Consider the following 26744-nt stretch of genomic DNA (forward strand, 5'->3'; position numbering starts at 1 on the left):
GCTTGATGGTATGTTTGTACCATAAAAATATTCGAAGGAGGTCCGGTGCCGAAGCTGGTGGATCACGAGGAGCGGCGAGCCCACATCATCGACGCCCTGCTCCGCACGGCGGCGGACACCGGGCTGCATGCCGTCACCATGCGGTCCGTCGCGATCGAGGCGGGTGTCTCGGTGCGGCTCGTGCAGTACTACTTCGACACCAAGGAACAACTCCTGCTCGCCGCGATGACCCGCCTGGCCGTGCGCATGGGCGAGCGGGTCCGCGACCGGGTGAGGACGGCCGGGCCCTCGCCGGCTCCGCGCGACATCGTCGAGGCGGTCCTGCTCGAAGCCGTACCGACCGACGAGGAGAGCCGGACCTTCCACCTCGTCCACACCGAGTACGCGGTGCTCTCCGTCACCGACCCCGCACTCGCCGGCCGGTCGTTCCTCGCGGCGCCCAACGAGATGGAGGACTTCCTGGCCGGCCGACTGACCGCCGCCCGACAGGCCGGCGACACCGATCCGCGCCTGGACGCCCGCCAGGAGGCCGTCGTCCTCATGGCGGCCTCGGCCGGCCTCGGCCTCAGCGTCCTGCTCGGGCAGCGGACGGCGGACGACGCGACCGCCGTCCTGCACTACCACCTCGGTCGGCTCTTCCCCGGTTCACAGGCCTCCGACGACCGTGGCACAACAGCCATGTGAATCGAAGCGATCTGCGGCTGCGCCGCGTGGGCGCGAGTGACCAGAAGCGATGCCGTAGGCCGGCAGCCGGGCCGGAAGACCCCGGCTGCCCGCCCGTTCGGACGATGGGTCAGACCATGGCGAGCCGGCCCACCAGCAGCTCCACCCTCCGCTCGGCATCCGCCGGCGGCAGCCGTCCCGCCCGGGTCAGGGTGGCCAGCCCGTGCAGGGCCGCCCAGAACACCTCGGTGAACAGTGCCGGGTGGACGCCGTCCCCGGCGACCTCGCCGAGGCTTTCCAGCAGGGCGGCGAAGGCGTCCTTCAGCGGCTCCGGGGTGTCCTCGTGTGCGAACGCCAGGCCGCCGTCGAGCTGGAACATGGCGTCGTAGACCGCCGGGTTGCGCTCGGCGAAGTCGAGGTAAGTGCGGGCGAGGGCGGTGACCCGGGTGCGAGGGCCGTCCGCGGCGGAGGTCGCGGCCCGCAGCGCCGCGGCCATCTCGGCGGCACCCTCGAGGGCGACGGCGCCGATGATCTCGCGCTTGCCGCGGAAATGGCTGTAGAGGACGGGCTGGCTGTATTCGATGCGCTCGGCGAGCCGGCGGGTGGTGACCGCGTCCCAGCCCTGCTGCTCGGCGAGTTCGCGGGCCGTCGCCACGATGAGGCGTTCGCGCTCCGCCCGTTCGCGCTGCTTGCGTTCCTGTACCGACATGGCTCGATCCTAGCATCGCTAGACAAGCAAGCGGCAGCAGTACTAGCGTTGCCTCATCAGCTAGCAACACTAGATGCCAGGAGGGGTCATCATGCTCAACGCACTCGAGGTGTTCACCATCGTGGTCGTCGGCCTGATGGTGGGGGTGGAGTTCTCCGTCGCCTTCGTCATCAACCCGATCCTCAACGCACTCCCCGGTGACAGTGGCCAACTCGGCCGCGCCCACGGGGCCCGGATGCTCGGCGCCGTGATGCCGGTCTGGTACATCGGCTCGCTCGTCCTCGTCGCGGTCTGGGCCATCGCCGGATGGCACCACCACGGCACCGGCCTCGTCGTCACCGCCGCCGCGCTGCTGATCCTCAGCGTGATCATGTCGCTCCTGCTGCTCGTCCCGATCAACAACCGGGGCAAGACGTGGACCCCCGAGAACCGGCCCGAGGACTGGAAGGAGCAGACGAACCGCTGGAACCGCTTCCACTACGTCCGCGTTGCCGTCATCATCGCCGCCTTCGCCCTGCTGGCCGCCGCCCTCGTCTGAGCCCGCGGGCCAAGACCGCGCAGGTGGTGGCACTTCCTCTACTCCGTGGGCGGTGGCCGACGATTCGCACGGATCCACACCGCCCGCGGAACCCAGGACCCCCTCTACCGGAGGTTCTGCCTCTATCGTGATCGCGACTTCCGCGAAAGCCAGGTCGTTCGAGAACCCCGGGCGACGCCTACGGAGTTGTCGAGGACGCCGACAGCGCCGACACCTTCATCCCGCCCGGCGAGGAACTGGAACCACAGACGCAAGCGTGACCGAGCGCTGTCGCCTTTCACCTTCACGGCCCGTCACGTGGGTGCCGACTACCGTGATGCAGGGCCTCGGGCTCCATGTCGCTTTCTCCGCTGTCGCGTCATGACGATGGCAGTCCTGACGCCCTGGCTCACTCCGTCACGGGCAGGCACTCGGCGAGCAGGTCGACGACGTCGCGCCAGGCCCGTTGCGCGTGCCGCGGGTGGTGGCCGACGCCGGGGAGCACGGTCTGGTCGACCGGCGGGTGGTGGAAGGCGTGCTGGGCTCCGCCGTAGACCACGAGGCGCCAGTCGACGCCCGCGGCCTGCATCTCGGCGGCGAAGGCGTCCCGTTGCCCGGCGGGCATGATCGGGTCCTCCGATCCGACCCCGGCCCACACGGGGCAACGGATGCGCGCCGCCTCGCCCGGTCGGCCCGTGGTCAGTGCGTTGACCGTCCCGATCGCCCGCAGGTCGACGCCGTCGCGCCCGAGTTCCAGCGCGATGGCGCCCCCGGTGCCGTAGCCGATGGCGGCGATCCGGTCGGGGTCGGTCCGCGGTTCGGCACGCAGCACGTCGAGTGCCGCGTGGCCGATGCCCCGCATCCGGTCGGGGTCGGCGAGCAGCGGGGTCACGTGCGCCAGCATCTCCTGCGGGTCGGTGAACCAGCGCCCGCCGTTGATGTCGAAGGCCAGTGCCACGTAGCCCAGTTCGGCGAGGGCGTCGGCCCGGCGGCGCTGGAAGTCGTTCAGGCCCGGCCCCTCGGGCCCGATCAGGACTGCGGGCCGGCGATCGGCACCGGCGGGGAGCGCGAGGTGCCCGATCATCGTCAGGCCGTCGGCCGGGTATTCGACCGTGTGTGTGGTGACCGTCGTCATGAGACCGGACTGTAGTGATGGTCGGGCCCGGTCGGGCCGGTCTTCACTATCGGCAGAACAACACGGGTGTGGGCCCATGGGTGGGCGCGGTGGAAGGCCCTGGTTCCGGCGGAGAGCACACGGGCGAGGTCATCGTCCGCACCTCCCCGGCGAAGCGCGCCAAGTTCCTCCAGGGCGTCGAGGCCGGCGAGTTCGGCCACCACGCCGACCCCGACGCCTGACCCGCACCACCACGAGCACCGCGTCATGAGCCGATCCGCCCGGCTCCGCCATGGCCGTCGGGGCCGGACGGACGACCGGCGGACCCCTCGTGGGGCGAGGGGCCCGCTCGACCGGGTGGATCAGACGGGTATGCCACGGGTGGTGGCTCGGGTCGCGGGCTTGGGGTCGTCGGTGGCCGCCTCCTCGACGTCGTGGACCTTGAGGGCGGTGATGACGCCGAGGACGACGGTGAGGATGGCGAGGGCGAGGAGGACCGCGAAGGCGGTGGCGACGAGGAAGCCGGTGGTGCCGGGCCTCATCGGCGGATTCCGAGGACGCGGGTGCCGAGGTGGGCGGCGAGGCCGTGGAGCAGTTCCTCGGCCTGGTCACGGGTCAGCGGGAAGGCGAGCTGTTCGCCGGGGCCGGCGTGGACGTCGAGGTCAACGGCCAGGCGGAGCTGGACGGTGGCGTCGGGAACGTGCTCGACGGTGAGGTAGGGGACGGTGGTGCGCTCGACGTGCACGGCCTGGGTCGAGGAGGTGGCGAGGGGGATCACGACTCCCACGGGTCACCGCCCCGACCGGCGTCGAGGAGGAGGTTCAGGAGGTTGAGGAGAGTCGTGGACGGCGCGGTGCCGAAGTTGACGAGGACCCGGCCGTCCATGGTCCGGTCCGTGCTGGCGGACGGGAAGATGATGCCGAACTTGCGGCCGCGCTCGTGGACTTCGGCGATCAGGCTGGTGATCTGGGCCTCGGTGTAGACGCGGGTGCGCGGGTCGGTGGGCTTGATCGGGTGGCGGCCGCGGCTGTCGTTCACGCGGCGGCGTCCAGCTCGAACCAGACGATTTTGCCGTTCTTGCGGGGCGTGGTGCCGAAGCGGTGGGTGAGCTCGCGGACCAGGTGCAGGCCCCGGCCGGACTGCGCGTACGGGTCGGTCGGCTCGCGCGGCTCGGGCAGCACGGGGTTGTCGTCGCTGACGCAGACGCGCAGGCTGCGGCCTTCGAGGAGGAGGATGACGACGGTCGGCGCGGGGCTCCCGCCGTGCTTCCACGCGTTGAAGTACAGCTCATGGAGGGCGAGTTCGGCGTCGTAGATGGCGCCGTCCGGCCATCCGGCGAGGGACATCGCGTCACTCAGCTCCGCGCGGGCGGCGGACCAGTCGGGCGGTTCGGGCAGGTTGAAGGCACGCATGGGAGACCTCCGTGGGGGTTTGGGATGAGTGCGCGTCGGCGGGCTCATCGCCGTGAGCCAGGCCAGGGCGTGACTGGTTGAGGCCACGCGTGGCTGCTCTGCGGTGCCTGGGCAGCAGGTACCTACCGCCCTTGAAGCAGGCATTACTGACGGTGCATCGGGTGCCGACGGAGACTGACGCTACAGCAAGAGTCCCGCATGTGAGACTCATACGCCCAAACATCACCCGTAAGTGGTGACTAGGAGACTCTTGGTGGACCAAAGCTCCCGCCACGCGGCACACTTGCCTCACATCACGTAAGGACGGAACCAATGCCGCCACGCCGACACCCGACGCTGAGGCAACGCCGACTCGGCGCCGAGCTGCGCAGGATCCGCGAGGCTGCGGCACTCAGTGGTCCCCAGCTCGCCAAGATTCTTGACATTGATGTGAGCCAGATCAGCCAGATGGAGAACGGAAAGGCTGGCGTCAGTCGCCAGAGGATCCGAGCAATCGCTGGAGCCTGCAAGTGCCTCAACGATCCACTCATCTACGCACTGGGCAACATGACACAGGACCGGACGAAGGGTTGGTGGGAGGAGTATCGCGGCCTGCTTCACAGCACCTTCCTCGAATCAGCCGAACACGAAGACTTCGCTGCGGGGTCCATGAAGGTATGGTCGACAACATTCCTTCCAGGACTGTTGCAGACCGGCGACTACGCAAAGGGGGTGTTCGGTCGGAAAATCCCAAGCCTCACGGTCCATGAGATCGACCTGCACACTGCCTTCCGAACGCAGCGCAGAAGCATTCTTATGCGGAACCCACAGAAGAAGATCGAGGCATACCTCAACGAGTCATGCCTCCACACGCGGTTCGGCGGCACCAGCGTGCTGCGGCAGCAACTGAACTGCTTGATCGAGGACTCCCATCGGGAGAACATCAGCATCCGCGTGGTCCCCTTCACCGTTCACACCCACCCAGGGCCCACCGAGAGCTTGATCTACAGCTTCGGCGACATTCCCGAGCTTGACACAATTGAAATTGACACCTCTCGAGGCCCCGCTTTCTTCGATTCCCCAAACGAGCTTGAGAGCTATCGAGCCATCTTCAACCGCATCGAGATGGCAGCCCTCAGCGAAGAGGAGTCGCGCAACCTAATCAGCGAGACGGCTCAAAACCTGAAGGATTGAGATGTTGCAGACCGATTGGCAGAAGTCTTCCTTTAGTAGCGCCACCGACACCTGCATGGAAGTACGAACCGCGGGTGAGGTTGTCGAGCTACGAGAATCCGTCACCGGTGACGTCATCGTTCAGACCACTGCGGTGAAGTTCGCCAAGTTCCTCCAGGGCGTCAAGGCCGGCGAGTTCGACCACCACGCCGACTTCAACAGCTAGCCCGCGCCCACCCTGCGGCCCCTCACTCGTCCGAGTGAGGGGCCGCTTCACTTTGTGTATCACACTTGATTCACTACGCACGGTGGCCATAACGTTGCAGCACGCACAGGCCGCTGGGCTCGTGTGATTCCTTGGGCGCTTCATGCCCTGCCCCGCGAGATGCAAAGGATTAAAAGATGATCAGTTCCGACTGGCAGAAGGCTTCCTTCAGTAGCGCCACCGACACCTGCGTAGAGGTGCGCACCGCCGACGGCGTGGTCGAGATCCGCGAGTCCGACACGGCCGAGGTCATCGTCCGCACCACCCCGACGAAGTTCGCCAAGTTCCTCCAGGGCGCCAAGGCCGGCGAGTTCGACCACTACGCCGGCTTCAACAGCTGACCCGCGCCCGCCCTGCGGCTCCTCACTCGTCCGAGTGAGGAGCCGCTCCGTTTGTGTATCACCCTTGATTCACTACGCACGGTGGCTCTAACGTTGCAGCCCGCACCGGGCGCTGGGCTCGTGTGCTCCCTTGGGTGCTTCATGCCCGCCCCAACAACCTTGAAGGGTTAGGGATGTCCGGCATCAACTGGCAGAAATCCTCGTTCAGCGGCTCGGGCAACGACTGCGTGGAGGTGCGCACCGTCGACGGCATAGTCGAGATCCGCGAGTCCGACACGGTCGAGGTCATCGTCCGCACCTCCCCGACGAAGTTCGCCAAGTTCCTCCAGGGCGCCAAGGCCGGCGAGTTCGACCACCACGCCGATCCCAACGCCTGACCCGCACAACGCCCGTGGGCTCCTCACCAACCGGTGAGGAGCCCACGATCAACCCTCACCCCTCCTCGGAAAGGCGCAGCCCCGTCATGTCCGACGCCCCACCCCTCGACATGCTGCTCGCCAACGCCCTGAGCGCCACCCACTACGCCGTCTCCACCGCCTTCACCGCCCACGCCGAACGCCACCACCTCTCCACCCAACTCCCCTCAGCCCCGGATGACTTCGACTGGCCCCAGCTCGAACACTTCATCCACCATCTCGGCTTCGAGGCGGACGAGTCCGACGCCGTCCTCTCCCTCTATCGCCTCCTCACCGCCGTCCAGCGCATCGCCTACCGCGAAGCCGCCGGCCGCAACAGCACCTGGCACCCCACCCGCCTCCACCCCCGCCCCCACTGACACAGGAAGTCGGCCCCTCCGACTTCCCACTTCGTTCAGCTCCGGTAAGGGCCGCTCTACGGCAGCACCTCGTCGGCGCTGCGCGGTTCCGTGCGCTCCTGACGATTGAGCCGGTGACGCACGATGGAGGAGCGGCGGTAGACCTCCTTGCGCGCCCGCATGATGCTGCCGAGGGGCGCGTGTGCGGCCGTCACCCGCCACGGGGTGAAGGAGAGCGCGTCCATCCTCCTGAGGTTGTCCTCGTCCGAGATGTCCTGCTGCGGGAGGCGCAGCCTGGCCACGGTGACGAACGGGGACAGCTGCTCGGGCCACTCGACGGTGACGTCCTCGACCGGCATCCGGTCCAGGCCGGTGCAGAGCTGCACCTGGATGTCGAACGCGTACGGCCGGTCCCGCAGTTCGGAGACGAGAGCCGGCCGGAAGACCTCTGCCGCCGAGGTCAGGTCGAGGGTGCGCTGGACCACGGCGGCGGCGGAGCGGGGGTCGGGGGCGATCCGCACCTTGGCGATGTGGTCACCGTGCCGGACCGCACCCATCGTCCAGTAGGTCGACAGCAGAATGTTCACCAGGGGCCGCTGTGCCACGGTGAGGAAGGCCAGGAACTCGTCCCACGCCCAATCGTCCTGGTCCAGCGTGCCCATGCCGGTCACGAAGTCGTGGTAGAAGCGATGCCGGCCGGGCGGCCCCTCGGCGAAATAGGTGGGCGCTTCGAGGAAGAGCTCCTGGATGAACAGGTAGTGCTCCACGGTGTTGCAGAAGAAGACCGGCGCGTTGATGAGCGCGTAGTCGAAGGTGCGGGTGTCGGGCTCGTCGTCCAGGAGGGTCGGGCCGCCGACGTCGAAGATCTTGAGCGCCAGTCCGGTCGCGCGGCCGAGTCGCGCGTCGGCTCCGGTATGCGGTGAGCCGTTGGAGAAGCGCAGCAGCGCGTCGTGCCGCCCTGGTGTCGCGTAGATGCCCTGTGCGTACTCGGCGGGGACCCCGTCGAGGATCTCGACTTCTCCCCTGACGAGTCCGTACCCCTTGGCGTGGGCGTCACGCACCGCAAGGCCGGTGCCCTCGGCTGTGACCGACTCGGTGATGTACCGCTCCGTCTTCCCGATCACTGTCCGGAGCTTGTCGTCGAAGTCGGGTTCGGCGACCTCGACGTCCGCGGTGTAGGGGATGAACCGTGATGACATGAGTCGACCACTTCTCATCGGCGGCTCCGCCCGTGAGAGCGGCGCCTGACGTTCGGAGCCGGAGCCGTACGACGCACACGGCCGCCGTCGGCCCGCGGGCTCGGCGATTGCCCGCAACCTCTGGTCACCACCAGCGTAGGCACGGCCGACAGGCTGCCGCGCGGTGAACACGGCCGCCCGGCTCGCCTGTTGTTGATGTCGCGCGGCCTGCCGAGGCGGTCGATGATGTCTGTGGAGGGGTTCTCCACCCGCCCGGCGCGCGTCCGGGTAGCTCACGGAGGAGTTTGGCGGGGGCGGCTCGGCCGAGCCCGGCCGGTCGGTTCATCCCTGATCGCCGCCCGGAGGACGCCATGGGCAAAGTTCTCGGTGATGTGCTGGGCCTGGCGGCCGGTGTCGCGATCAGCCCGCTCCCGATCATCGCCGTCATCCTGGTGCTGGTCACGCCACGAGGACGGCTCAACGGACCGCTGTTCACCATCGGCTGGATCGTGGGGCTCTCCGCGGTGGGCGCGGTGATGCTGGCGATCGGCGGGTCGGGCGGTGCCTCCACCGGGCACCAGCAGCCGGCGGCCTGGGTGGGCGGCCTCAAGACCGGGCTGGGACTGCTGCTTGTGCTGTTCGGTGTGCGGCAGTGGCGTCGGCGCCCCACCGCCGCCACGGAGGCGCAGCTTCCGAAGTGGATGGCGGCGATCGACCGCTTCACACCGATCAAGATCACCGGTCTCGGGCTGGCCCTGTCGGCGGCCAATGTCAAAAACGCCTCGCTGACCATCGCCGCAGCATCCTCGATCAGCGCGGCCGGGCTGCCCGTCGGGCAGCAGGTCGCATCGCTGGCGGTCTTCGTGGTCATCGGATCCCTCGGACTTCTGGCCCCACTCGCGGTCCTGCTGTTCGCGGGCGAGCGGGCGACGAGCGTGCTCAGCAGCTGGAAGGACTGGACCGCCCGGCACAACGCCGCCGTGATGGCGGCCCTGTTCTTCGTCCTCGGGGCGAAACTGCTCGGCGACGGCATCAGCATCCTCGTCTCCTGACCGCGCGGACGGCCGGTGACGGGAATTCCCACTTCCGGCGAATAGACCCCTCACTGGTTGCGGTTGCACGGTCGTTGGGACGGTCATACGTTGGCGAGGCACGAGGATTCGGACTCCGGGAACAGGCGCGAATAAGGAGGGACACCGATGGCTGCGACAGAGACAAGCCAGCCGGAGCGGCCAGGCCTGAAAGATGGGGTGTGCAGCGAATTCACCGTCTGTACCAAGATCAAGCCGGGCCACGCGGATGCGCTGCGCGAGACGCTCGCCAGTATCAGGAACGCGTCCGAGGCGAATCGAGCGGCGCTGCAACAGATCGGCACATTGCACGACGCGCGGCACGTGATATTCGACAACGACACACGGTTCATGTTCGCCAGCGTCTTCGACGGGTCCTGGGACACCTACATCGACGACTTCGCCACGACGGTCGTCGGGAATAACTTCGACAAGGTCTTTTCGCACTCGGAAGGATTCCCCGGCGTTGCCGACCCCAAGGCGAAGGAGTGGTTTGTCGCCCACCAGGCGCCTGCGCTCGCCTTCATCAGTTCCTACCCCGAACTCACCGTCAAACAGATCTGGAAGAATCAACGCGTGAGCGAGGCGTTCCAGGAAGTGCTCGACACCCCCGAGTTCCGGGCGGCGCTCGACAATCCGGCCAACGCGGCACTGCTGGCCACGCCGGCCTTCCAGAAGCTGCTCGACGAAGCCGCGGGCTGAGGCCTGCGAAAAGCTCACGCCCTCCGCGGCCCGGCGCCCCGAAACAAATGCCGTGCTGGTGTCTCCCAGCCAGGCTATTACCCATGAAGACCTACCAGGGAGACACCGCAATCATGGACTCGGCGACAAGCAACAGCGTGCCCGGTGTGAGTCTCGATATCGACGACATCCAGAGTGGAGCGCTCCATCCCCGGCCGGCGCCGTACGTGGGCAGGTTCTTCTTCCTCCGCGTCGACGACCGCCATGCCGGGCGTGCCCTGCTGCGGTGGCTGCTCCCGGCGATCGGTGGTGGACTCCCCGGTGCCGACCCGAATCAAGACGCCTGGGTCGCCGTGGCCTTCACCTACCAGGGACTACGAGCCCTCGGGGTGCCCCAGGACTCCCTCGACAGCTTTCCCCTCGCGTTCCAGCAGGGCATGGCGGCGCGCGCGGACGTGATCGGCGACACCGGCGAAAGCGATCCGGCCCATTGGGAGCCACCGTTCGGAAGCCCCGATGTTCATATCGTGCTGAGTGCGCTCTCACCCGATGGGGCACGTCTGGAGAACGCGCTGAAGCGAGCCCTCGCCGCCCAGAAGGAGCTGCCCGGTGTCGAGGTGATCTGGCAGCACGAGGTCCACCAGCTCCCCACCGGGCGCACCAACTTCGGCTTTCGCGACGGAATCAGCTATCCGAGCATCGAGGGAAGCGGCATCCCCGGCTCCAATCCCCGGGAAACCCCCGTCAAGGCCGGCGAGTTCATCCTCGGCTATCCCGATGAGACCGGCAATCTGCCGCCCATGCCGCGGCCGGAGGTCCTGGGGCGCAACGGAACCTACCTGGCCCTCCGCAAGCTCCACACCAAAGTGGCCGCCTGGCGCCAGTACTTGCGCGCGAACACCTCCAGCCCCGAGGAGGAGACGCTCCTGGGGGCGAAGATGATCGGGCGCTGGCCGAGCGGGGCGCCGCTGACCCTCTCCCCGGAGCACGATGACGCGGCCCTGGGCGCGGATCCGCGCCGCAACAATGATTTCCTCTACCGGAAAGACGACGACCGCGGCTTCAAGTGCCCTGCCAGCGCGCATATCCGGCGCGTGAACCCGCGCGACTCCACCATTGTCGGGGAGGCCCGGCTGCACCGCATCATCCGCCGCGGCACCAGCTACGGCCCGCCGCTGCCGGAGGGCGTGCTCGAAGACGACGGCGCCGACCGGGGCCTCATCGGGGTATTCGTCTGCGCCCACCTGGACCGGCAATTCGAGTTCATCAAGTCCGAGTGGGTCAACGACGGCAACTTCATCGGGTACCCCGGCGAAAAGGACCCGGTGGCCGGCCATCACGACGGGACGGGCAGCGTCACCATCCCGGAGCGGCCCATCCGGCGCCGCCTGCGGAACCTGCCGAGCTTCGTCGTCACCCGGGGCGGCGAGTACTGCTTCCTGCCGGGTCTGCGCGCCCTGCGCTGGCTCGCCGAGCTCGAGAACTGAGCGCCCTGACCGATCAGCTCTTCCGTCCCCGGACAGCCGGCCCACTCGGGCAGCGAAGCCCGTCACGTCGGCCCCGTACGGGGCCCGTGATCACCGACCTGTCGTGGCGATCTTGTCGTGGCCACCGTGTCAACAGGTCGAGCAGGCCGGTCGCGGAACGGAAGACGGTAACTCCAAGGGTCTAGGAACTCGGGGTCCGTCTCTGTTTCTTTTGGTGTGTGGACCGCCCGAGGGCCGAAGTGGGCGGGACAGCCCGGCGGTCAGGGCCGCCGCGGTGCCGTTGTCCCTGAACCGCCGTCTCGGTCCCGCCCCGCTTGACCGGGTTCGGTTTCGTCGGACGCTCCGGGGATCCGACAACGGTGCAGCGCGCCGACAACGAAGCGAACCCAGTCCAGTTCCTCGGACTCCCCCGGCCCCTGCTGCGTGACGAGGTGCAACCGCCCCCAGACTCCCGCCCGGCTCCACTGGTTGAAGCGCCGGTAGACCGTCTGCCAGTGCGGGCCGAAGACCGGGGGCAGCTCCCGCCACGTGCAGTTCGCCGTGACCACGAAGACGATCCCGGCCAGCACTTCACGGTCCCCGGCCCTGCGTCGGCCGCCGCCCTGCGGCCGGGCCACCTCCACCGGAGGTACTACCTTCACGAACGATTCCCACAGCTCATCGGGGACCAGGCGTGCAACGAGACTCACCACGCCCTGCTCAAACGACTCGAAGAGCCATAAGAAACGGCACTCGCCGAGCAGCTTCCGAGGCCATGAATAGTGTGATCTTCGAGCGGACTGAGTCATGCCCTTCGGTCTGCCGCAAAGTTCTGACCCCCACGGACACAAGAGGATGGCAGCAATGTCCGAAATCATCAATGTGCTGATCGCGTTCAATGCCGACGACATCATCAAGGACTACCCGAACCCGTCTCAGAAGTCGTCCGACCCGACGCCGATCGACGAGGCCGACAAGTACGTCTACATGATGGTCAAGACGAAGAACGTCTATTCCGGCCAGACCGGCGCCAAGCTGGACATCAGCGCAGAGGTGGGCGACCTGATCCGGTGGCGCGAGACGACCTACTCGTTCGACTCCGAGTACAGCGTCCTGCTCTACCAGTACGAAGGTGACAGCAAGCTCCTCAGCAAGCCCGAACCCACGTCGACCGAGGCCAACCTTCCCTTCCCGACCCCGACCCCGCAGGACTCGGCCCACTTCGACCCCCAGACGGTGACGGGTCACTACTGGTACGCCAACGTGAAAGCCAGCGGCGAGGGCAACTACCACTTCTACTTCCAGCTCATCGACAAGAAGGGGAAGCCGGTGGGTTACTTCACCTGGGACCCCTACCTCCACATCGAGAAGTGAGCCCTCCGCCCGGCCCGGCCGGCTCGTCCGGCCGGGCCGGGCGGCCTACCGGAGCCGTCGGTCCGCCCACAGAAAACCGGCGCCCAAGAACGTGAGCGTGGAATGCCAGCGAAAGCAGGAGGATCCGTGGAGCCAAAAAAAATTATCGACATTCTCGCCATGTTCGACACTCGTGCGATCCTCGATACGAATGAGGAACATTCCCGCGATGCCGAATATCCGACGAGAGTGGCCCCCGGGTACGTCCACACGGTGAGCCCTGGGGTCGAATTCACCCGCCTCTCCGAAGGAGAGCTCTACATCGGCGTACCGCCCGGCAGTTTTGCCAGGTGGCGTGAGACCGCACTTCCGTTCGACGAAGAATACAGCGCCCTGATGTACCGATGCATCGGCGACAGCGAACTTGTCGACGGGTTCGACCCTCTGGTGTACCTGGTTCGCCAGCCGCACCCGCAAAGCGGCGACGGGGAGAACGGAGAATTCGACACAGATATCGTGAAAGGCCATGCCTGGGGAATGCGGGTCGCCGGGATCGGCAGCGGTGACTTCGAGTTCCACTTCCAGGTCGTCAAAGGCCGGGAAGAAGTGGTCGGCTACTTCTCCTGGCCGGTGAACATCACGTTCATGGGGACCCCTGCCCCGGCCTGATCGGGAGGTGACCACGGTCGCACGCCGGGCAGGGACGCCCTGCGGACGGGCACACCCCCTTGTGGCACATCGGACGGAGCTCCGGAACAGAGCCGTGACAAATGGCTGACAGCCTTTCAATCGCCACCGTCCGGCCAGACTTCAGGGGATGACCAGCATGTCCTTCCGCCTCCGCGGCGCCCGCTCCGCAGCCCTCACGCTCACCGCCGCCTGCGTCCTGACCCTGGCCGCCTGCGGGCCCGACAACTCCCCCTCGGACACCGGCGTGACAACGGCCGCGGCGGCCGGCGCCGGCAGCGCCCCCGCCGGGGCGGCGCCGGACACCGGCACCCCCGCCCCGAGTGCCGGCGCCGGCAAGCCCGCCACGCCGAGCGGGACGAAGAAGCCGTCCGCCGCCCCCACCACGGCGGCCTCCGGCAAGGCCGGCAACGGGACCGCGCCGGCGTGCACCACCGCCATGGTCAAGCTCACCGCGAAGACCATGGCCCGGCCGATCAACCACTTCATGCTCGAAGTCACCAACACCTCAAGCACCAGCTGCGACCTGTACGGCTACCCCGTGATCCGCTTCAGCGAGGACCAGCAGGCCGTCTCCCCGGTGAACGAGGAGAGCAAGCCGCAGTCCCTCGTCCGCCTCCAGCCCGGCGCCACCGGCTACGCGAGCATCCAGACCTCCAGCGCCGCCTCCGCCAACAAGGGGGAGGCCGTCACCTCCTTCGGCGTCCACCTCCAGGGCGCCGACCCCGACGCCGGCACCTCCGGCGCCCCCGCCAAGGTCGCCGCCCCCGGCGGGAAGCTCACCGTCGACTTCGAGAACGTCCGCCTCGGGTACTGGCAGAACGACGCCGCCACGGCCGTCGCGACCAGCTGACCTCTACGGCTGCGCCCGGGTCGCCCCCGGGGCGGGGAGCGCGACGTCGGCCCGGCGCGGGTCGGGCTCGTAGGGGATCACGTCGGCCGTTTCGACCGACCAGCGCAGGACGGCCTCGCGCAGGCGGGCCTCGGTACCGGCGTGCTGCGGGCGGCCGGCGAGGTTGGTGCGCTCGTGCGGATCGGTGGCGCGGTGGTAGAGCTCGGGCTGCTCGTACAGGCGCCAGACGTAGGTCCACTCCTGGTCCCGTACCGCGATCGCCTTGCCGACCAGCGCCGGGTCCTCGTGCTGCAGTGCGGCCTTCCGGTCGTAGGGGAACGGCGCCTGCTCCAGCTGCGGTTCCTCCTCGACGGTGAAACCGCCCTCGGTGAAGGCGTACTGGCGGTGCGGCGCCGCCGAATCGTGCAGCAGCGGTACCAGGCTGCGCCCGAAGTGACGGTGCGGGGCCTGCACTCCGGCCAGTTCGAGGACGGTGGGCAGGATGTCCACCAGCTCCACCATCCCGTCGCAGACCTGGCCCTCGCCGAGGCCGAGGCCGGGGCCGCTGATGACCAGCGGGTCCCGGGTGATGCAGTCGTGCATCGCGGACGGGAACTTCTCGATCAGGCCGTAGTCGCCCAAGTACTCGCCATGGTCGGCGAAGAAGAGCGTGACGGTGCGGTCGGCGGCGCCGGCCCGCTCGACGGCGGACATCACCCGGCCGAGGTGGTGGTCGAGGCGCGAGACCATGCCGTAGTACGTGGCGGTCACCTCCCGCCACTGCTCCGGTTCCACCCGGTCGAGCCCGTAGCTCTCACGGATCGCCCGCATGTAACGGGGCTCGCCGGCCGGGTCGCCCGGCGGCACCGGGTCGGGGACGGCGTCGCGGCCGTACTGGGAGAACCAGGGATCCTGCGCCTGGAACGGGCAGTGCGGCGCGACCAGCGGGAGGAAGAGCACCCAGGGCCGGGCGGGCGGCTCCCGCAGCCACTCCTCGGCGGTGCACACCGCCGCCTCGTCGAAGTCGGTGCCGTCGTCGTCGGGCAGCCGGCCCTTGTAGAACAGCCGGGACCAGATGCCGTCGGGGTAGGGGCGGCGGTAGTCGGAGGTCGGCGGGGCGGCGAAGCCGTACTCGTGGACGCTCTCCTCGGCCACCCCGGGTGCGAAGGTGTCGCCGCGCGCACCGGCGAAGGCGAGGTGGTAGCCGGCGTCCTTGAGGATGCGCAGCAGGTTGGGCTCGTGCGGCTTGAGCAGGTGGGTGAGGGTGCGGTGGCCGGCCGTGTGCGGGTACCAGCCGGTGAGCAGGGAGGCCCGGCTCGGGGAGCAGACCGGGTGCTGGACGTAGGCGTTGTCGAAGCGGGTGCCGCGGGCGGCGAGCGCGTCCAGGTGCGGGGTGCGGACGAGGGGGTTGCCGAAGGTGCCGAGGGCGTCGGCGCGCAGCTGGTCCGGCATGAAGATCACGAAGTTCGGGCGCTGGTCCATGGGCCGTTCCTTGGTGCTGGGGTGGTCGGCGTTGACACGTGTCACCGCCGGAGTGCACCGCCAAGGTGACACGTGTCAACGACACCGGCAAAGCCCCTCAGCCAGCTTTCACCTGGTGTTTTCCGGCATCCACGCCCGTTCACCAACTGTTCGGGTGACACGTGCCGCAGCATCGGTTAGGGTGCGCGCATGACCGCGTACGACACCGCCGACCACGAAACCCCCCGGGTCGGACGGCGGCCCACCAGCGCGGACGTGGCCCGGCTCGCCGGCGTCTCCCGGGCCACGGTCTCGTACGTCCTCAACGGCCGCTCCGAGCGCCCGATCGGGGAGCAGGCCCGCCTGCGCGTCCTGGCGGCCGTACGGGAACTCGGCTACACCCCCCACAGCACCGCGCGCACGCTCCGCTCCGGCCGCAGCGATCTGGTGCTGGCCCCGATGCCCCGGCTGCCCATGGGGCCGACCCGGCACCGGTACTTCGAGGCGCTCAGCCAGGAACTCTCCCGGCGCGGCCTGAACCTCCTGATCCACGGCGACCGGAGGGCCGAAGGCGTGGACGGCGCCAGGGCCTGGGCCCAGCTGCGCCCGGCCGCCGTCGTCGCGGACGCGGACCGCTGCCCGCCCGAGGCCGCCGCGTTCCTGCGCCGCGCCGGAGTGGACGCCGTCCTGCTGACCGGCCCGCGCGCACTGCCGTACGCGCCGACGCTGGTGGTGGCCGGCGCCGCCGTCGCCGAGCTGGCCACCCGTCACCTGATCGACAGCGGCCGCCGCCGCCTCGCCTGCCTCGTGCCCGGGGGCGACATCGCCGCCGTCGGCCGCGCCCGCTTCGAGGCCGTCACCGCGGCCGCCGGAGCCGCGGGCGTGCCGGTCCAGCGGGTCGACTGCGAGCTGGACGACGGAGCCCTCGCCGCCGCGGCGGCCGCCTGGCGCGATCCGGCCCTGCGCCCGGACGCCGTCTACGCGTACAACGACGAGTTCGCCCTGGTGCTGATCCAGGAACTCAGGGACGCCGGGCTCGACGTCCCCGGCGACATCGCCGTGGTCGGCTCGGGCAACCTGCCGCTCGGCGCGGCGCTCCGGCCCGCACTGACCACGACGTACTACGACCCCACCGACACCGCCGCCGCCGTCGCCACCGCGATCGAGCACCTGCTGCAGGGCCCGGGCGGCCCGTCGGTCACCGGCCCCCGCCCCCGCCTCCTGGTCCGCGCGTCCGGCTGACCGCCCGACCGGCCGACCGCGCGGCCGGGCCACGTCGGGCCGGGCCGCGTCGGGCCGGGCCGCGTCGGGCCGGGCCGCGTCGGGCCGGGGTCACAGCGCGGCGGCCCGCCCGCGCACGAGGAAGTTCTGCACCCCCAGGCCCGACGACCGGCACGGCCAGAACGAGGCCGGCGTTCGTACTCTGCATGTCAACTCCCCCTTGTGGCACCGTGCTTCGACGGCAGCCCCGTGCCACCCATTGTGCCCGGAAGCCGATGGGTGGCACGCGACCGGGGCGGCTCCCGCCGCGTTGCCGATCACGGGGGCGCACGGGCGTCACCGCCCACCGGTGCGCCGCACAAGAAACCCGGAATCGCCGTGTCCGCCGCACGCCAACGGGTATGGATCGGCCACCAGAACGGTTCGGACCCGAACCTGCCGATCCGACCCCTCGGGGTGAACGCATCAACACACCGGCACACCCACGACCAGCGGATTCGCCCACCAGCCCGGTTCCACCACCTACCCTGCACACCACCCGCGGGGGCCGCACCGAACCGGTGAGGGCCCCACGGGAGACCCCGCCCCTCCTCGGAAAGGCGCAGCCCGTCGTGTCAGACACCCCAGCCCCGCCCCTCGACCTGCTGCTCACCAACGCGCTAGCCGCCACCCGCTACGCCGTGGCCACCGCCTTCACCGCGCACACCGACCGCCATCTCCTCCCCGCCCTGCTCCCCCCGGCCCCCGACGACTTCGACTGGCCCCAGCTCGAAGCCTTCATCCACGAACTCGGCTACGAGGCCGACGAGTCCGATGCCGTCCTCTCCCTCTACCGCCTCCTCACCGCCGTCCAGCGCATCGCCTACCGCGAGGCCGCCGGCCGCAACAGCACCTGGCACGCCACCCGCGTCCACCCTGCCCGCCCGTCCGGCCCGGACCCGGCTTCCGTCTCCTGAGAGGCTTGGGCCATGTCCGAGAAGCGTTCACAGACCACGACACTGGCAGAGATGATGGCCGCCCTGCCGCCGGCCCGGGACTCGTACGGCAGGGGCATCCCGTCCCCCGCCGGTCGTGAGGAGTTCGTCGACGACACCGGTCAGCGGTGGCGGAAGGTCCGCGGCCCGCTCCAGCGGAATCTCGCCAAGCGTCTGGCACTTCAGGCCGACGAGATGATCATCGGAGAGGGCGGTGGAGGGCACTTCCGCCATGTGCCTTCCACCGGCCGGGCCACGACCTGGCACGCGATCAAGAACCTGCTCGGTGCCACCTGTACGCCGAGCTACCGCCCGTACGAGTTCGCCTCCGGGGACGGCCGGACGCTCCTCTACGTCGAGGAGAGCTGCTGAGCCCGCCCGCCCCGGCCGGCCGCCCGCGATCCGGCCTCAGCCGGTGGCCGCGCACGTCTCGGGCTTCTCCTCCTGCAGGTAGTGATGCTTGATGAGGTTCTCGGGGCTGAACTTCTCGCCCGCGTCCTTCAGCTCCTTCGGCGTCAAGGCCGGGTCCAGCCACTGCTGGACGCCGTTGCCCGGCTGGGCGTACGCCGCCGCGATGTGCCCCTCCTGGACGCTGAACGGATTCAGCACCGAGAAGCAGTGGTACCCGCTCGTCGGCTTCTGGTCGACCTCGTAGTCGAGGCTCTGCGGTGTCAGCGACCGCTGCGCGAAGGAGGTCCCCGCGTCGGCCAGGAACCCGCCGGAGTTCTCACCGAAGCGATCGAGCAGCTTGCCCGTGGGGAGCGAGACCACGGTCTCGTCGAACTTGTCTCCGTCGTCCCTGAAGCCGTTGTTGGCCGGGTACTTCCAGTTCAGGCCCTCCCGGTACCACTTCAGGAAGTCGTCGGGCGTCAACCCCCCGAAACGCCGGTAGTCCTTGAGCAGCGCCGCGACCGGCTGCCCGGCGGGCAGGGTCGCGGGGCCCAACTCCTTGAAACCGCAGTAGTACTTCTTGAGATCGTCCGGCGTCGGCCGGTCGGCCTCCCTCGGGCAGTCCTGGGGTGCCGGGTCGACCATGGCCGTCGCGGCCGCGCTCTCGGTGGCGGCCGCCCCGGTGACCAGCAGGGCGGCCGCCAGGGAACAGGCGGCCAGGGCGTTGCGTCGCATCTACTGCGTCCTCTCGACGGGGAGTTGACGACGCGACAGGACGGTTGTGCGGCAGCCGCGTCGGCACGGAAGCTACACGCCGCCGACGCGGTGATTCGCAGACGAAACGCTGAAAGGGTGAACCCCTTCACCCCTTTGGTCCTGAGCAGAACGGCGAGGCCTCGCCGGGGCCCCCTTCCGGCGCGCGGCGGAGGCACCTGCCGTCACGTACCGTGCACCCGTGGTGACGGTTCCGCGTCGCCACGCGACCGCCGGGCACGACGGCGTGACCGCACTCCCGTGCGCCGCCTCGGCAGGAAGGGACAGCATGCGAGGCAAGAGGTTCTGGCCGGCCGCCGCGGCGCTGGCGCTGGCCGCGCCCACGGCCGTACCCGCCACCGCGGCGGTGCGTGGCGGGGACCACTACACCTGGGTGGCGCTGGGCGACTCCTACACCGCCGGCCTCTTCACCGGGCGGCGCGACGACCACCCCGACGGATGCGAGCGGACCCCGGGCTCCTACCCGGACGTGGTCAACCGGCGGCTCCACGCGTACCCCCCTGAAGGGCTGTTCGTGGAGCTCCGCGACGTCAGCTGCGGCAACGCGGCGATCCCGCACCTCACCAGGGAACCGCAGACCCCGATCGGCCGGGGCGCCGGCGTGGACGACCCGGCGGAGCCGGCCGGCGGCTGGCCGCAGGTGCCACCGCAGATCGAGCGGGCCGGGATCGACGACCGGACCGACGTCGTCACCGTCGGGGTCGGCGGGAACAGCCTGCCGTTCGGCGAGCTGATCACCCGATGTCTCGCGCTCGGCGCCGCCGACGGCCGGGGGCAGCCCTGCCGGGACTACTACGAGAACCCGCCCGCGGGCGTGAAGAGCGTCGCGGACCGCCTCGACCGGATCGAGGACGACTACGTCACCATGCTCGGCGACGTCCACCGCAAGGCCCCGAACGCCAAGGTGATCACGATCGGCTACCCGTCCCTGCTGCCCGCCGACCCCGGTGAGTGCGGCTACGGGGACCCCACCGGGACGTCCACCCTCGCGCGGGCGGACATCCCCTGGCTGCGGGAGCTGGAGCAGCGCCTCAACAGCACCATCCGGGCCGTCTCCGGCTACTTCGGCGACCGCTTCGTCGACACCGACACCGCGAGCCGGGGCCACGACGCCTGCCGGGCCGCCGAGGTGAAGTGGCTGGAGGGGTTCTGCGGCACCGCGGCCCCCGGGAACGACTGGCCGGCCGCGTCCTGCGCCGGCCTCGCCCCGGGCCGGCGGCAGACCTTCTTCCACCCCAACGAGCAGGGCCAGCGCGCGATCGCCGAACTCGTCGAGCCCGCCGTCCGCCAGGCGCTCCTCGACGGCTGACCTTCGACGCCGCTCAGTCGCCGCTCAACCGTGGCGCGCCGCAGCGGACTTCTGCCCCAGCAGCACCGCCTGCGGCCACTTCCGCCCCTCGCACACCAGCCGCGCGGTGACGGCGATCCCGGCCTCGCCCAGCAGTTCGGCAAGGCGATCGGGCTGCGACAGGTAGACGTCGTAGGACACCGCCCGGCCGAACGAGCGCTCCGGGCGCAGGTGCTCGTCACCGACGTGGAACCCCACCAGCAGGTGGCCGCCCACCGCCAGGACCCGGCGGAACTCCGCGAACACCACCGGCAGGACCTCCGGCGGCGTGTGGACGATCGACCACCAGGCCACGATCCCGCCGAGTCCGCCGTCGGGGAGGTCCAGGGCCGTCATCGAGCCCACCTCGAACCGCAGGTCCGGATACGTCCGGCGGGCTATCTCCACCATCCTCGGCGAGAGGTCCACCCCGAACACGGCCGCACCGAGCGCGGCCAGGTGCGCGGTGACATGGCCGGGACCGCACCCGAGGTCGGCCACCGGCTGCCCGCCGTAGGCCTCCACCAGCTCGGCGAACCCCGCCAGCATCGGGCGGCCCACCCGGTCCTCCGCGAACAGCGTCGTCACGCGCGCGGCATAGTCATCGGCGATGCCGTCGTAGGACGAGCGGGTGGCAGCCAGTTGCTGTAAGTCCGTCACGCTGGAGGAGCATAGTGTCCGCACGCGGGTCGGGCCCGGCCGGTCCGGCGGCCCCGGAAGCGGGCCGACCGCCGTGGAAACACCGCCGCCCCGGAGGGGAAGGTCGGCCCAGCCGACTTCCTACTCCGGGGCGGTGCGGAAAGCAGCGCGCGAGGCGGTACTCAGGCGACGATGCCGGACTCGGCGATGGTGATCTTCGCCTTGGTCCTGCCGCTCTGCGAGCCCAGCGACTCGATCTTCGTGACCAGGTCCAGGCCCTCGACGACCTCGCCGAAGACGACGTGCTTGCCGTCCAGCCAGTCGGTCACGATGGTGGTGATGAAGAACTGCGAGCCGTTGGTGTTGCGGCCGGCGTTGGCCATGGACAGCAGGCCCGGCTTGGTGTGCTTCAGCTTGAAGTTCTCGTCCGCGAACTTCTCGCCGTAGATGCTCTTGCCGCCGGTGCCGTCACCGCGGGTGAAGTCGCCGCCCTGGAGCATGAAGCCCGGGATGACGCGGTGGAACGAGGAACCCGCGTAGCCGAAGCCGTGCGCGCCGGTGGCCAGCTCGCGGAAGTTCTTGGCGGTGGTGGGCACGACGTCGTCGTACAGCTTGAAGACGATGCGGCCCGCGGGCTCGTCGTTGATGGTGATGTCGAAGAAAACGTTGGAAGCCATGCAGGGATCATGGCACGGCCGGATCCCCGACGCGCGACAGCCCCGGGGAACACCCCCACGGCGTCGTGGCGTGTACGCCACCGGCGAACACCGGGGGCAGACGGGCCGCGCGCACGGCCGGCGCGACCGCGGCAGGACCGGGCGGCCGGGAGTCGGCCGCCAGCCACGCCAGGCAACCGTACGCCAGCGCGGCCAGCGCCACCGCCGCCAGCAGCACCGGGGCGACGGCCCGCCCCCGGAGCGCGGCCGACGCCAGAGCCCACACCGCGAGCGCGACGGCCGGTACGCCGAACACCATCGCCGGGAGCTCCACGGACAGCAGGCTCAGGTCCCGCTCGCCCTCGAAGCCGCCCCGCAACCCCGGCCGGGCGCCGTACAACCACACCCCGAACCCGGTCACCGCCCCGGCCGCCGCCACCAGGCAGCCGGCCCCGGCCGACCGCTCCGCACGCTTCCCCATGCCCTGGTGGACGCACACCCCTGCGGGCGGGTTCCGGGTCGGGGCTTCCGGGTCAGGGCTTCCGGGCCAGCAGGTACGCCTGCGGGGTCTTCTCCACCCCCGCGACCGGCTCGCGGACCAGGCGGGCGGCGATCCCCAGGCCGGCCGTCCGGGCCAACGCGGTGATGTGGTCGGGCTGCTGGCGGCGGAAGTCCAGCGCGACCGGGTGGCCGAAGGGCCGCTCGACCCGGAGGGGCTCGTCGCCGACCTGGAAGGCGAGCAGCAGATGGCCGCCGGGGGCGAGCACCCGGTGGAACTCGGCGAACACCTCCGGCAGGCGGTCCTGCGGGGTGTGGATGATCGAGAACCAGGCGACGGCCCCGGCCAGGGCGCCGTCCGCGAGGTCCAGGCCGAGCAGCGACCCCACCTCGAACCGCAGCCCCGGGTGGGTGCGGCGGGCCAGCGCGACCATCCCCGGCGAGAGGTCGATGCCGGAGATCTCCAGGCCGAGCCCGTCCAGGTGCGCCGTCACCCGGCCAGGTCCGCAGCCCAGTTCGGCCACCGGACCGCCGCCGGACGCCTGCACCAGCTCGGCGAAGGACGCCAGCATCGCGCGGTCCAGCGGCTTGACGGCCAGCTCGTCGCGGTAGCGGTCCGCGTAGTCGGCGGCGATGGCGTCGTAGAACGCCCGGGCGGTGGTCAGGAACTCCGGCTCGGTCACGATCCGGCACCCTACCCCCGCCGGACAAGCCTTAACATCACCTCGCATCGATCATCCATCTCGCCCAGGGGGAACGGGACATGAGCGCAACGATCGGCCGGGTCGGGGTCTACCTGGCCCACCCGCGGCCGGGCAGCTTCAACCACGCACTGTACGAGGCCGTGGTGGACGAGCTGCGCGGGCGCGGGTGCGAGGTACTGGCGCACGACCTGTGCGCGGAGGGGTTCGAGCCCGTGCTGACCGCCGAGGAGACCGGGACGGTCGCCGACGCCGCCGACCCCCGTGACCCCCAACTCGCCCTGCACCGGGCCGAGGTGGCCACGCTCGACGCGCTGGTGCTCGTCCACCCCAACTGGTGGGGCATGCCGCCCGCCGTCCTCACCGGCTGGGTGCAGCGGGTGCTCGCCCCCGGCGTCGCGTACAAGCTGGGCACGGCGGACGGCGAACCGGCCGGTCTGCTCAAGGCCGGGCGGGCGCTGGTGCTGAACACCTCCGACACCCCGGAGGCGCGTGAGCGGGGCGAGTTCGGCGACCCGCTGCACCGCATCTGGGCCGCCTGCGTGCTCCCCTACGTCGGCGTCGACGACATCCGCCGCGTCGTCTTCCGCACGGTGACGGACTCGACCGGGACCGCCCGCGCGGCCTGGCTCCGCCAGGCCCGGCAGGAGGCGGCCGCCCTGATCGGCTGAGGCGGTCCCGGCCCCCGGTCTCAGGGCGCCGGTGTGAAGACCAGCGAGGCGTTGTGCCCGCCGAAACCGAAGGAGTTGGTCAGGGCCGCGGTCAGGGCACCCTTCCGCGGTGCGCCCGCGACCACGTCCAACTTGACGGCCGGGTCGAGGGTTTCGAGGTTGAGCGTGGCCGGGACGACGCCGTCGCGCAGGGCCAGTACGGCGGCCAGCGCGCCGATCGCGCCGGCCGCGCCGAAGAGGTGGCCGGTCATCGACTTGGTGGCGGTGACGGCCGGGTGGAGGCCGATCGCCTCGGTCACCGACTCCGCCTCGACCAGGTCGCCCAGCTGGGTGGAGGTGGCATGGGCGTGGACGAGGGCGATGTCCTGCGGGGCGAGACCGGCCTCGGCCACCGCCCGCCGCATCGCGCGGACCTGGCCCTCGGCCGCGGCCGCCGTGATGTGGTACGCGTCCGAGGTGACCGCCGCACCCGCGAGGGCGGCATGGGCCCGGGCCCGGCGGGCGGCGGCGAACCCGGCCCGCTCCAGCACGACGACCGCCGCGCCCTCGCCGATCACGAAGCCGTCCCGGTCCACGTCGAACGGCCGGGACGCCCGCGCGGGCTCGTCGTTGCGCGTGGAGTGCGCCTTGGCCTGGGCGAACCCGGCGAGCGGCAGCGGACAGACACATGCCTCGGCGCCCCCCGCGACCACCACGTCCGCCCGTCCGAGGCGGATCAGGTCCAGGCCCATCGCGATCGCCTCCGCGCCGGACGCGCAGGCGCTCACCGGGGTGTGCGCGCCGGCCCGGGCGCCCAGTTCGATGCTGACCCAGGCCGCCGGACCGTTCGCCATCAGCATCGGCACGGTGTGCGGCGACACCTTCCGCACCCCGGACGCCTCCAGTACGTCGTCCTGCGCGAGCATGGTGGTCGCCCCGCCCGTCCCGGTGCCGATCACCACGGCCAGCCGTTCCGGGTCCACCTCGGGCGCGCCCGCGTCGGCCCACGCCTGCCGGGCGGCGACCAGCGCCACCTGTTCGCAGCGGTCCATCCGCCGGGCCCGCACCCGGTCCAGCACCTCGGACGGCTCCACCTTCAGCCGCCCGGCGATCCGCACCGGCAGCCCGGCCGCCCACTCCTCCTCGATCGCGCGGATGCCCGACTCCCCGGCCAGCATCGCGGCCCAGGTCGAGGCGACGTCCCCGCCGAGCGGCGTCGTCGCCCCGAGCCCGGTGACCACCACGCGATTGGTGTCAGCAGTCATCGAACGAACCTCCTGTGGTTGTGGAGATTGTGGTAGAGATACAACCCCCCGCCCGGATCGGTGCGGGGAGCGATCGACTCACCAGCCACTCTGCCAGGGAGTTGGTGACCACTCGGGGGTGTAAGCCAACCGATTCGACTAGGGCAGCCTTGTAGGTTTCTTCTAATTCCCGAAGTGAGTGCCCCGGCCGGCCGGGTCAGTTGACGTCCGTTCCCAGGGTGTCGCCGGTGCGGTGCTCCTGGAAGTACCGCGCCATCCGGTCGTTGCGCATCGCCTCCCAGAGCTGGGCGGCCGCGCGCTCGTCGAGCGCCGTCCTCCCCCGGCGGCCCGAAGATGCCGAGCCCCTCCCGCCGGGGCCCGGCGGGCTCGGCGGGCTCGGCGGATTCGTCCGTGCGCTCGGGCTTCGGATCCATGCGCGCACTGTGCCGTCCGTCACAGCCCACGCGCGGGGGTAATGCCGGGATCGCGCCGCCGCCCGCCCCGCCCCGCCCGAAAACCGCGCCGTCGGCGGCCGAAACATCGGTGCTGGCAGGACGGCCCGTAGGGGCGGATAGCATCGGTGCTCGCAGGTCATGTCAGTCCAGGTCGAGATTCCGCAAAGGGGAACCAGTGACCCTCCGCATCTCCGTGATCGGTACCGGCTATCTCGGCGCCACCCACGCCGCCGCCATGGCGGAGTTCGGCTTCGAGGTCCTGGGCCTGGACATCGACCCGGAGAAGATCGCCACGCTGACCGCGGGCCAGGTCCCGATGTACGAGCCGGGCCTGTCCGAGCTGCTGCTCAAGCACGTGGCCGGACACGAGGGTTCGACCGGCCGGCTGCGCTTCACCACCTCCGCCCAGGAGGCCGCCGAGTTCGGCGACGTGCACTTCGTCTGCGTCAACACCCCGCAGCGCAAGGGCGAGTTCGCCGCCGACATGAGCTATGTCGACGCCGCGATCGATGCGCTCGCCCCGCATCTGACCCGCCCGGTGCTGGTGGTCGGCAAGTCCACCGTGCCGGTCGGCTCGGCGGGCCGGCTGGCCGAGCGGCTGGCCGCGCTCGCGCCGGTCGGCGAGGGCGCCGAACTCGCCTGGAACCCGGAGTTCCTGCGCGAGGGCTTCGCCGTCCAGGACACCCTGCGCCCGGACCGCATCGTCGTCGGCGCCCGCAGCGAGCGCGCCGAGCAGTTGCTGCGCGAGGTGTACGCGGACCCGATCGCGGCCGGGGTGCCGTTCATGGTCACCGACTACGCCACCGCGGAGCTGGTCAAGGCCGCCGCCAACTCCTTCCTCGCCACCAAGATCTCGTTCATCAACGCGATGGCCGAGGTCTGCGAGGCGGCCGGCGCCGATGTCACCCAGCTGAGCACCGCCCTCGCCTACGACGAGCGGATCGGCGGCAAGTTCCTCAACTCCGGCCTCGGCTTCGGCGGCGGCTGCCTGCCCAAGGACATCCGCGCGTTCATGGCCCGGGCCGGCGAGCTGGGCGCCGACCAGGCGCTGACCTTCCTGCGCGAGGTCGACTCGATCAACATGCGGCGCCGCTCCCGGATGGTCGAGCTGGCCCGCGAGCAGTGCGGGGGCGGCTTCCTCGGCCGCCGGGTCGCCGTTCTCGGCGCGGCCTTCAAGCCCGACTCGGACGACATCCGGGACTCCCCCGCGCTCAACGTCGCCGCCCAGATACAGCTCCAGGGCGCGCAGGTCACCGTGTACGACCCGAAGGCGATGGACAACGCCCGCAAGATGTTCCCCGGTCTGGCCTACGCCGGGTCTCCGCTGGAGGCCGCCGAGGGCGCGCACGTGGTGCTGCATCTCACCGAGTGGAAGGAGTTCCGCGACCTCGACCCGGCCGAGCTGGGCGCCGTGGTCGAGGAGCGCCGGCTGCTCGACGGACGCAACGTCCTGGACGCCGCCGCCTGGCGCGCGGCCGGCTGGACGTACCGGGCGCTGGGCCGTCCGAGCTAGGGCGACGGGTCCGGGCGGGAATCCCCCGCCCGGACCCGTCGTTGGCA

Annotated in this window: 36 protein-coding genes; 20 read left to right on the top strand and 16 right to left on the bottom strand. The window is 70.4% G+C overall.

The window, feature by feature from the left end:
- Positions 1-45 precede the first annotated feature (45 nt).
- On the top strand, positions 46-684 hold the full coding sequence (locus ACIQIB_RS00225; protein WP_363605781.1) for a TetR/AcrR family transcriptional regulator: 639 nt from the start codon (positions 46-48) through the stop codon (positions 682-684).
- Positions 685-793: 109 nt separating this feature from the next.
- On the opposite strand, the gene ACIQIB_RS00230 is transcribed toward ACIQIB_RS00225, so the two are convergent.
- A complete protein-coding gene (locus tag ACIQIB_RS00230) occupies positions 794-1372 on the bottom strand; it encodes a TetR/AcrR family transcriptional regulator (protein ID WP_400756061.1) in 579 nt (192 codons plus the stop codon).
- A 91-nt stretch (positions 1373-1463) separates the two neighbouring features.
- Here ACIQIB_RS00230 and ACIQIB_RS00235 point away from each other — a divergent pair, with 91 nt between their 5' ends.
- A complete protein-coding gene (locus ACIQIB_RS00235; RefSeq protein WP_400756063.1) occupies positions 1464-1910 on the top strand; it encodes an anthrone oxygenase family protein in 447 nt (148 codons plus the stop codon).
- A gap of 388 nt (positions 1911-2298) precedes the next feature.
- Here the strand turns inward: ACIQIB_RS00235 and ACIQIB_RS00240 are convergent, their stop codons facing one another.
- Positions 2299-3024, bottom strand: a complete 726-nt coding sequence (locus tag ACIQIB_RS00240; protein ID WP_400653258.1) for a dienelactone hydrolase family protein — start codon at positions 3022-3024, stop codon at positions 2299-2301.
- Between the two features lie 89 nt (positions 3025-3113).
- Between ACIQIB_RS00240 and ACIQIB_RS00245 the strand changes: the two genes are divergently transcribed.
- Positions 3114-3245, top strand: a complete 132-nt coding sequence (locus tag ACIQIB_RS00245) for a hypothetical protein (protein ID WP_400756065.1) — start codon at positions 3114-3116, stop codon at positions 3243-3245.
- A gap of 120 nt (positions 3246-3365) precedes the next feature.
- On the opposite strand, the gene ACIQIB_RS00250 is transcribed toward ACIQIB_RS00245, so the two are convergent.
- From ACIQIB_RS00250 to ACIQIB_RS00265, 4 genes are read right to left on the bottom strand one after another with little or no spacing between them, the layout of a single operon-like run.
- Complete coding sequence (locus ACIQIB_RS00250) at positions 3366-3545, bottom strand: hypothetical protein (protein ID WP_400756066.1); 180 nt, start codon at positions 3543-3545, stop codon at positions 3366-3368.
- On the bottom strand, positions 3542-3781 hold the full coding sequence (locus ACIQIB_RS00255) for a hypothetical protein (protein ID WP_400756068.1): 240 nt from the start codon (positions 3779-3781) through the stop codon (positions 3542-3544). The genes ACIQIB_RS00250 and ACIQIB_RS00255 overlap by 4 nt, the downstream gene beginning before the upstream one ends.
- Positions 3778-4041 (bottom strand): hypothetical protein, encoded by a 264-nt coding sequence (locus ACIQIB_RS00260; RefSeq protein WP_400756070.1) that lies wholly within the window; start codon positions 4039-4041, stop codon positions 3778-3780. The genes ACIQIB_RS00255 and ACIQIB_RS00260 overlap by 4 nt, the downstream gene beginning before the upstream one ends.
- Positions 4038-4415 carry an ATP-binding protein gene (locus ACIQIB_RS00265; protein WP_400756071.1) on the bottom strand — a complete coding sequence of 126 codons (378 nt, stop codon included), beginning with the start codon at positions 4413-4415 and terminating at the stop codon, positions 4038-4040. The genes ACIQIB_RS00260 and ACIQIB_RS00265 overlap by 4 nt, the downstream gene beginning before the upstream one ends.
- Positions 4416-4727: 312 nt before the next feature.
- Between ACIQIB_RS00265 and ACIQIB_RS00270 the strand changes: the two genes are divergently transcribed.
- The 5 genes from ACIQIB_RS00270 to ACIQIB_RS00290 all read left to right on the top strand — a co-directional run bounded on the left by ACIQIB_RS00270 (position 4728) and on the right by ACIQIB_RS00290 (position 6948).
- Positions 4728-5588 (top strand): helix-turn-helix domain-containing protein, encoded by an 861-nt coding sequence (locus ACIQIB_RS00270; protein ID WP_400653251.1) that lies wholly within the window; start codon positions 4728-4730, stop codon positions 5586-5588.
- Position 5589: 1 nt separating this feature from the next.
- Positions 5590-5793, top strand: coding sequence for a DUF397 domain-containing protein (locus tag ACIQIB_RS00275; protein ID WP_400653249.1), 204 nt, complete (start codon positions 5590-5592; stop codon positions 5791-5793).
- A gap of 176 nt (positions 5794-5969) precedes the next feature.
- Positions 5970-6173, top strand: a complete 204-nt coding sequence (locus tag ACIQIB_RS00280; protein ID WP_400653247.1) for a DUF397 domain-containing protein — start codon at positions 5970-5972, stop codon at positions 6171-6173.
- 173 nt (positions 6174-6346) lie between these two features.
- Complete coding sequence (locus ACIQIB_RS00285; protein ID WP_400653245.1) at positions 6347-6550, top strand: DUF397 domain-containing protein; 204 nt, start codon at positions 6347-6349, stop codon at positions 6548-6550.
- Positions 6551-6636: 86 nt separating this feature from the next.
- Positions 6637-6948: a hypothetical protein gene (locus ACIQIB_RS00290; protein WP_400653243.1), complete on the top strand. Its 312-nt coding sequence runs from the start codon at positions 6637-6639 to the stop codon at positions 6946-6948.
- A gap of 56 nt (positions 6949-7004) precedes the next feature.
- Here ACIQIB_RS00290 and ACIQIB_RS00295 read toward each other — a convergent pair whose 3' ends face one another.
- On the bottom strand, positions 7005-8126 hold the full coding sequence (locus ACIQIB_RS00295; protein WP_400756073.1) for a catalase family protein: 1122 nt from the start codon (positions 8124-8126) through the stop codon (positions 7005-7007).
- 350 nt (positions 8127-8476) lie between these two features.
- Here ACIQIB_RS00295 and ACIQIB_RS00300 point away from each other — a divergent pair, with 350 nt between their 5' ends.
- The 3 genes from ACIQIB_RS00300 to ACIQIB_RS00310 all read left to right on the top strand — a co-directional run bounded on the left by ACIQIB_RS00300 (position 8477) and on the right by ACIQIB_RS00310 (position 11343).
- Positions 8477-9157 (top strand): GAP family protein, encoded by a 681-nt coding sequence (locus ACIQIB_RS00300; protein ID WP_400756074.1) that lies wholly within the window; start codon positions 8477-8479, stop codon positions 9155-9157.
- 147 nt (positions 9158-9304) lie between these two features.
- Complete coding sequence (locus ACIQIB_RS00305; RefSeq protein ID WP_400756075.1) at positions 9305-9877, top strand: hypothetical protein; 573 nt, start codon at positions 9305-9307, stop codon at positions 9875-9877.
- Positions 9878-9960: 83 nt separating this feature from the next.
- Positions 9961-11343: a Dyp-type peroxidase gene (locus ACIQIB_RS00310; protein ID WP_400756077.1), complete on the top strand. Its 1383-nt coding sequence runs from the start codon at positions 9961-9963 to the stop codon at positions 11341-11343.
- Between the two features lie 260 nt (positions 11344-11603).
- Here ACIQIB_RS00310 and ACIQIB_RS00315 read toward each other — a convergent pair whose 3' ends face one another.
- Positions 11604-12236, bottom strand: a complete 633-nt coding sequence (locus ACIQIB_RS00315) for a transposase (protein ID WP_400756078.1) — start codon at positions 12234-12236, stop codon at positions 11604-11606.
- Here ACIQIB_RS00315 and ACIQIB_RS00320 point away from each other — a divergent pair.
- From ACIQIB_RS00320 to ACIQIB_RS00330, 3 genes are all read left to right on the top strand, one after another.
- Positions 12187-12696 (top strand): inclusion body family protein, encoded by a 510-nt coding sequence (locus ACIQIB_RS00320; RefSeq protein ID WP_363605751.1) that lies wholly within the window; start codon positions 12187-12189, stop codon positions 12694-12696. The genes ACIQIB_RS00315 and ACIQIB_RS00320 overlap by 50 nt on opposite strands.
- Before the next feature lie 126 nt (positions 12697-12822).
- Positions 12823-13344 (top strand): AidA/PixA family protein, encoded by a 522-nt coding sequence (locus ACIQIB_RS00325; protein ID WP_363605749.1) that lies wholly within the window; start codon positions 12823-12825, stop codon positions 13342-13344.
- A 148-nt stretch (positions 13345-13492) separates the two neighbouring features.
- Positions 13493-14215, top strand: coding sequence for a DUF4232 domain-containing protein (locus tag ACIQIB_RS00330; RefSeq protein WP_400756079.1), 723 nt, complete (start codon positions 13493-13495; stop codon positions 14213-14215).
- A gap of 3 nt (positions 14216-14218) precedes the next feature.
- On the opposite strand, the gene ACIQIB_RS00335 is transcribed toward ACIQIB_RS00330, so the two are convergent.
- On the bottom strand, positions 14219-15676 hold the full coding sequence (locus tag ACIQIB_RS00335) for a sulfatase-like hydrolase/transferase (RefSeq protein ID WP_400653234.1): 1458 nt from the start codon (positions 15674-15676) through the stop codon (positions 14219-14221).
- Positions 15677-15865: 189 nt separating this feature from the next.
- Here ACIQIB_RS00335 and ACIQIB_RS00340 point away from each other — a divergent pair, with 189 nt between their 5' ends.
- From ACIQIB_RS00340 to ACIQIB_RS00350, 3 genes are all read left to right on the top strand, one after another.
- On the top strand, positions 15866-16897 hold the full coding sequence (locus ACIQIB_RS00340) for a LacI family DNA-binding transcriptional regulator (RefSeq protein ID WP_400756081.1): 1032 nt from the start codon (positions 15866-15868) through the stop codon (positions 16895-16897).
- A 590-nt stretch (positions 16898-17487) separates the two neighbouring features.
- Complete coding sequence (locus tag ACIQIB_RS00345; RefSeq protein WP_363605741.1) at positions 17488-17832, top strand: hypothetical protein; 345 nt, start codon at positions 17488-17490, stop codon at positions 17830-17832.
- 12 nt (positions 17833-17844) lie between these two features.
- Positions 17845-18222: a hypothetical protein gene (locus tag ACIQIB_RS00350; RefSeq protein WP_363605739.1), complete on the top strand. Its 378-nt coding sequence runs from the start codon at positions 17845-17847 to the stop codon at positions 18220-18222.
- A gap of 36 nt (positions 18223-18258) precedes the next feature.
- Here ACIQIB_RS00350 and ACIQIB_RS00355 read toward each other — a convergent pair whose 3' ends face one another.
- Positions 18259-18975 (bottom strand): TNT domain-containing protein, encoded by a 717-nt coding sequence (locus ACIQIB_RS00355; RefSeq protein ID WP_363605737.1) that lies wholly within the window; start codon positions 18973-18975, stop codon positions 18259-18261.
- Positions 18976-19282: 307 nt separating this feature from the next.
- Between ACIQIB_RS00355 and ACIQIB_RS00360 the strand changes: the two genes are divergently transcribed.
- A complete protein-coding gene (locus ACIQIB_RS00360) occupies positions 19283-20323 on the top strand; it encodes an SGNH/GDSL hydrolase family protein (protein ID WP_400756082.1) in 1041 nt (346 codons plus the stop codon).
- Positions 20324-20347: 24 nt separating this feature from the next.
- Here ACIQIB_RS00360 and ACIQIB_RS00365 read toward each other — a convergent pair whose 3' ends face one another.
- From ACIQIB_RS00365 to ACIQIB_RS00380, 4 genes are all read right to left on the bottom strand, one after another.
- Positions 20348-21001 (bottom strand): class I SAM-dependent methyltransferase, encoded by a 654-nt coding sequence (locus ACIQIB_RS00365; protein ID WP_363605733.1) that lies wholly within the window; start codon positions 20999-21001, stop codon positions 20348-20350.
- A gap of 161 nt (positions 21002-21162) precedes the next feature.
- Positions 21163-21657, bottom strand: coding sequence for a peptidylprolyl isomerase (locus tag ACIQIB_RS00370; protein ID WP_400756083.1), 495 nt, complete (start codon positions 21655-21657; stop codon positions 21163-21165).
- A gap of 7 nt (positions 21658-21664) precedes the next feature.
- Positions 21665-22117, bottom strand: a complete 453-nt coding sequence (locus ACIQIB_RS00375) for a hypothetical protein (protein WP_400756085.1) — start codon at positions 22115-22117, stop codon at positions 21665-21667.
- A 52-nt stretch (positions 22118-22169) separates the two neighbouring features.
- Complete coding sequence (locus ACIQIB_RS00380) at positions 22170-22817, bottom strand: class I SAM-dependent DNA methyltransferase (protein ID WP_400756086.1); 648 nt, start codon at positions 22815-22817, stop codon at positions 22170-22172.
- 80 nt (positions 22818-22897) lie between these two features.
- On the opposite strand from ACIQIB_RS00380, the gene ACIQIB_RS00385 reads away from it, so the two are divergent.
- Positions 22898-23506: an NAD(P)H-dependent oxidoreductase gene (locus ACIQIB_RS00385; protein WP_400756087.1), complete on the top strand. Its 609-nt coding sequence runs from the start codon at positions 22898-22900 to the stop codon at positions 23504-23506.
- A gap of 20 nt (positions 23507-23526) precedes the next feature.
- Here the strand turns inward: ACIQIB_RS00385 and ACIQIB_RS00390 are convergent, their stop codons facing one another.
- Together ACIQIB_RS00390 and ACIQIB_RS00395 are read right to left on the bottom strand one after the other, a co-directional pair.
- Complete coding sequence (locus ACIQIB_RS00390) at positions 23527-24750, bottom strand: beta-ketoacyl-ACP synthase II (protein WP_363605723.1); 1224 nt, start codon at positions 24748-24750, stop codon at positions 23527-23529.
- Positions 24751-24946: 196 nt separating this feature from the next.
- Positions 24947-25171 carry a hypothetical protein gene (locus ACIQIB_RS00395; RefSeq protein WP_400756088.1) on the bottom strand — a complete coding sequence of 75 codons (225 nt, stop codon included), beginning with the start codon at positions 25169-25171 and terminating at the stop codon, positions 24947-24949.
- A 188-nt stretch (positions 25172-25359) separates the two neighbouring features.
- Here ACIQIB_RS00395 and ACIQIB_RS00400 point away from each other — a divergent pair, with 188 nt between their 5' ends.
- On the top strand, positions 25360-26697 hold the full coding sequence (locus tag ACIQIB_RS00400) for a UDP-glucose/GDP-mannose dehydrogenase family protein (protein ID WP_363605721.1): 1338 nt from the start codon (positions 25360-25362) through the stop codon (positions 26695-26697).
- The last annotated feature ends 47 nt before the right edge of the window (positions 26698-26744 follow it).

The sequence above is a fragment of the Kitasatospora sp. NPDC092286 genome (assembly GCF_044755565.1).
GTDB lineage: Bacteria > Actinomycetota > Actinomycetes > Streptomycetales > Streptomycetaceae > Kitasatospora.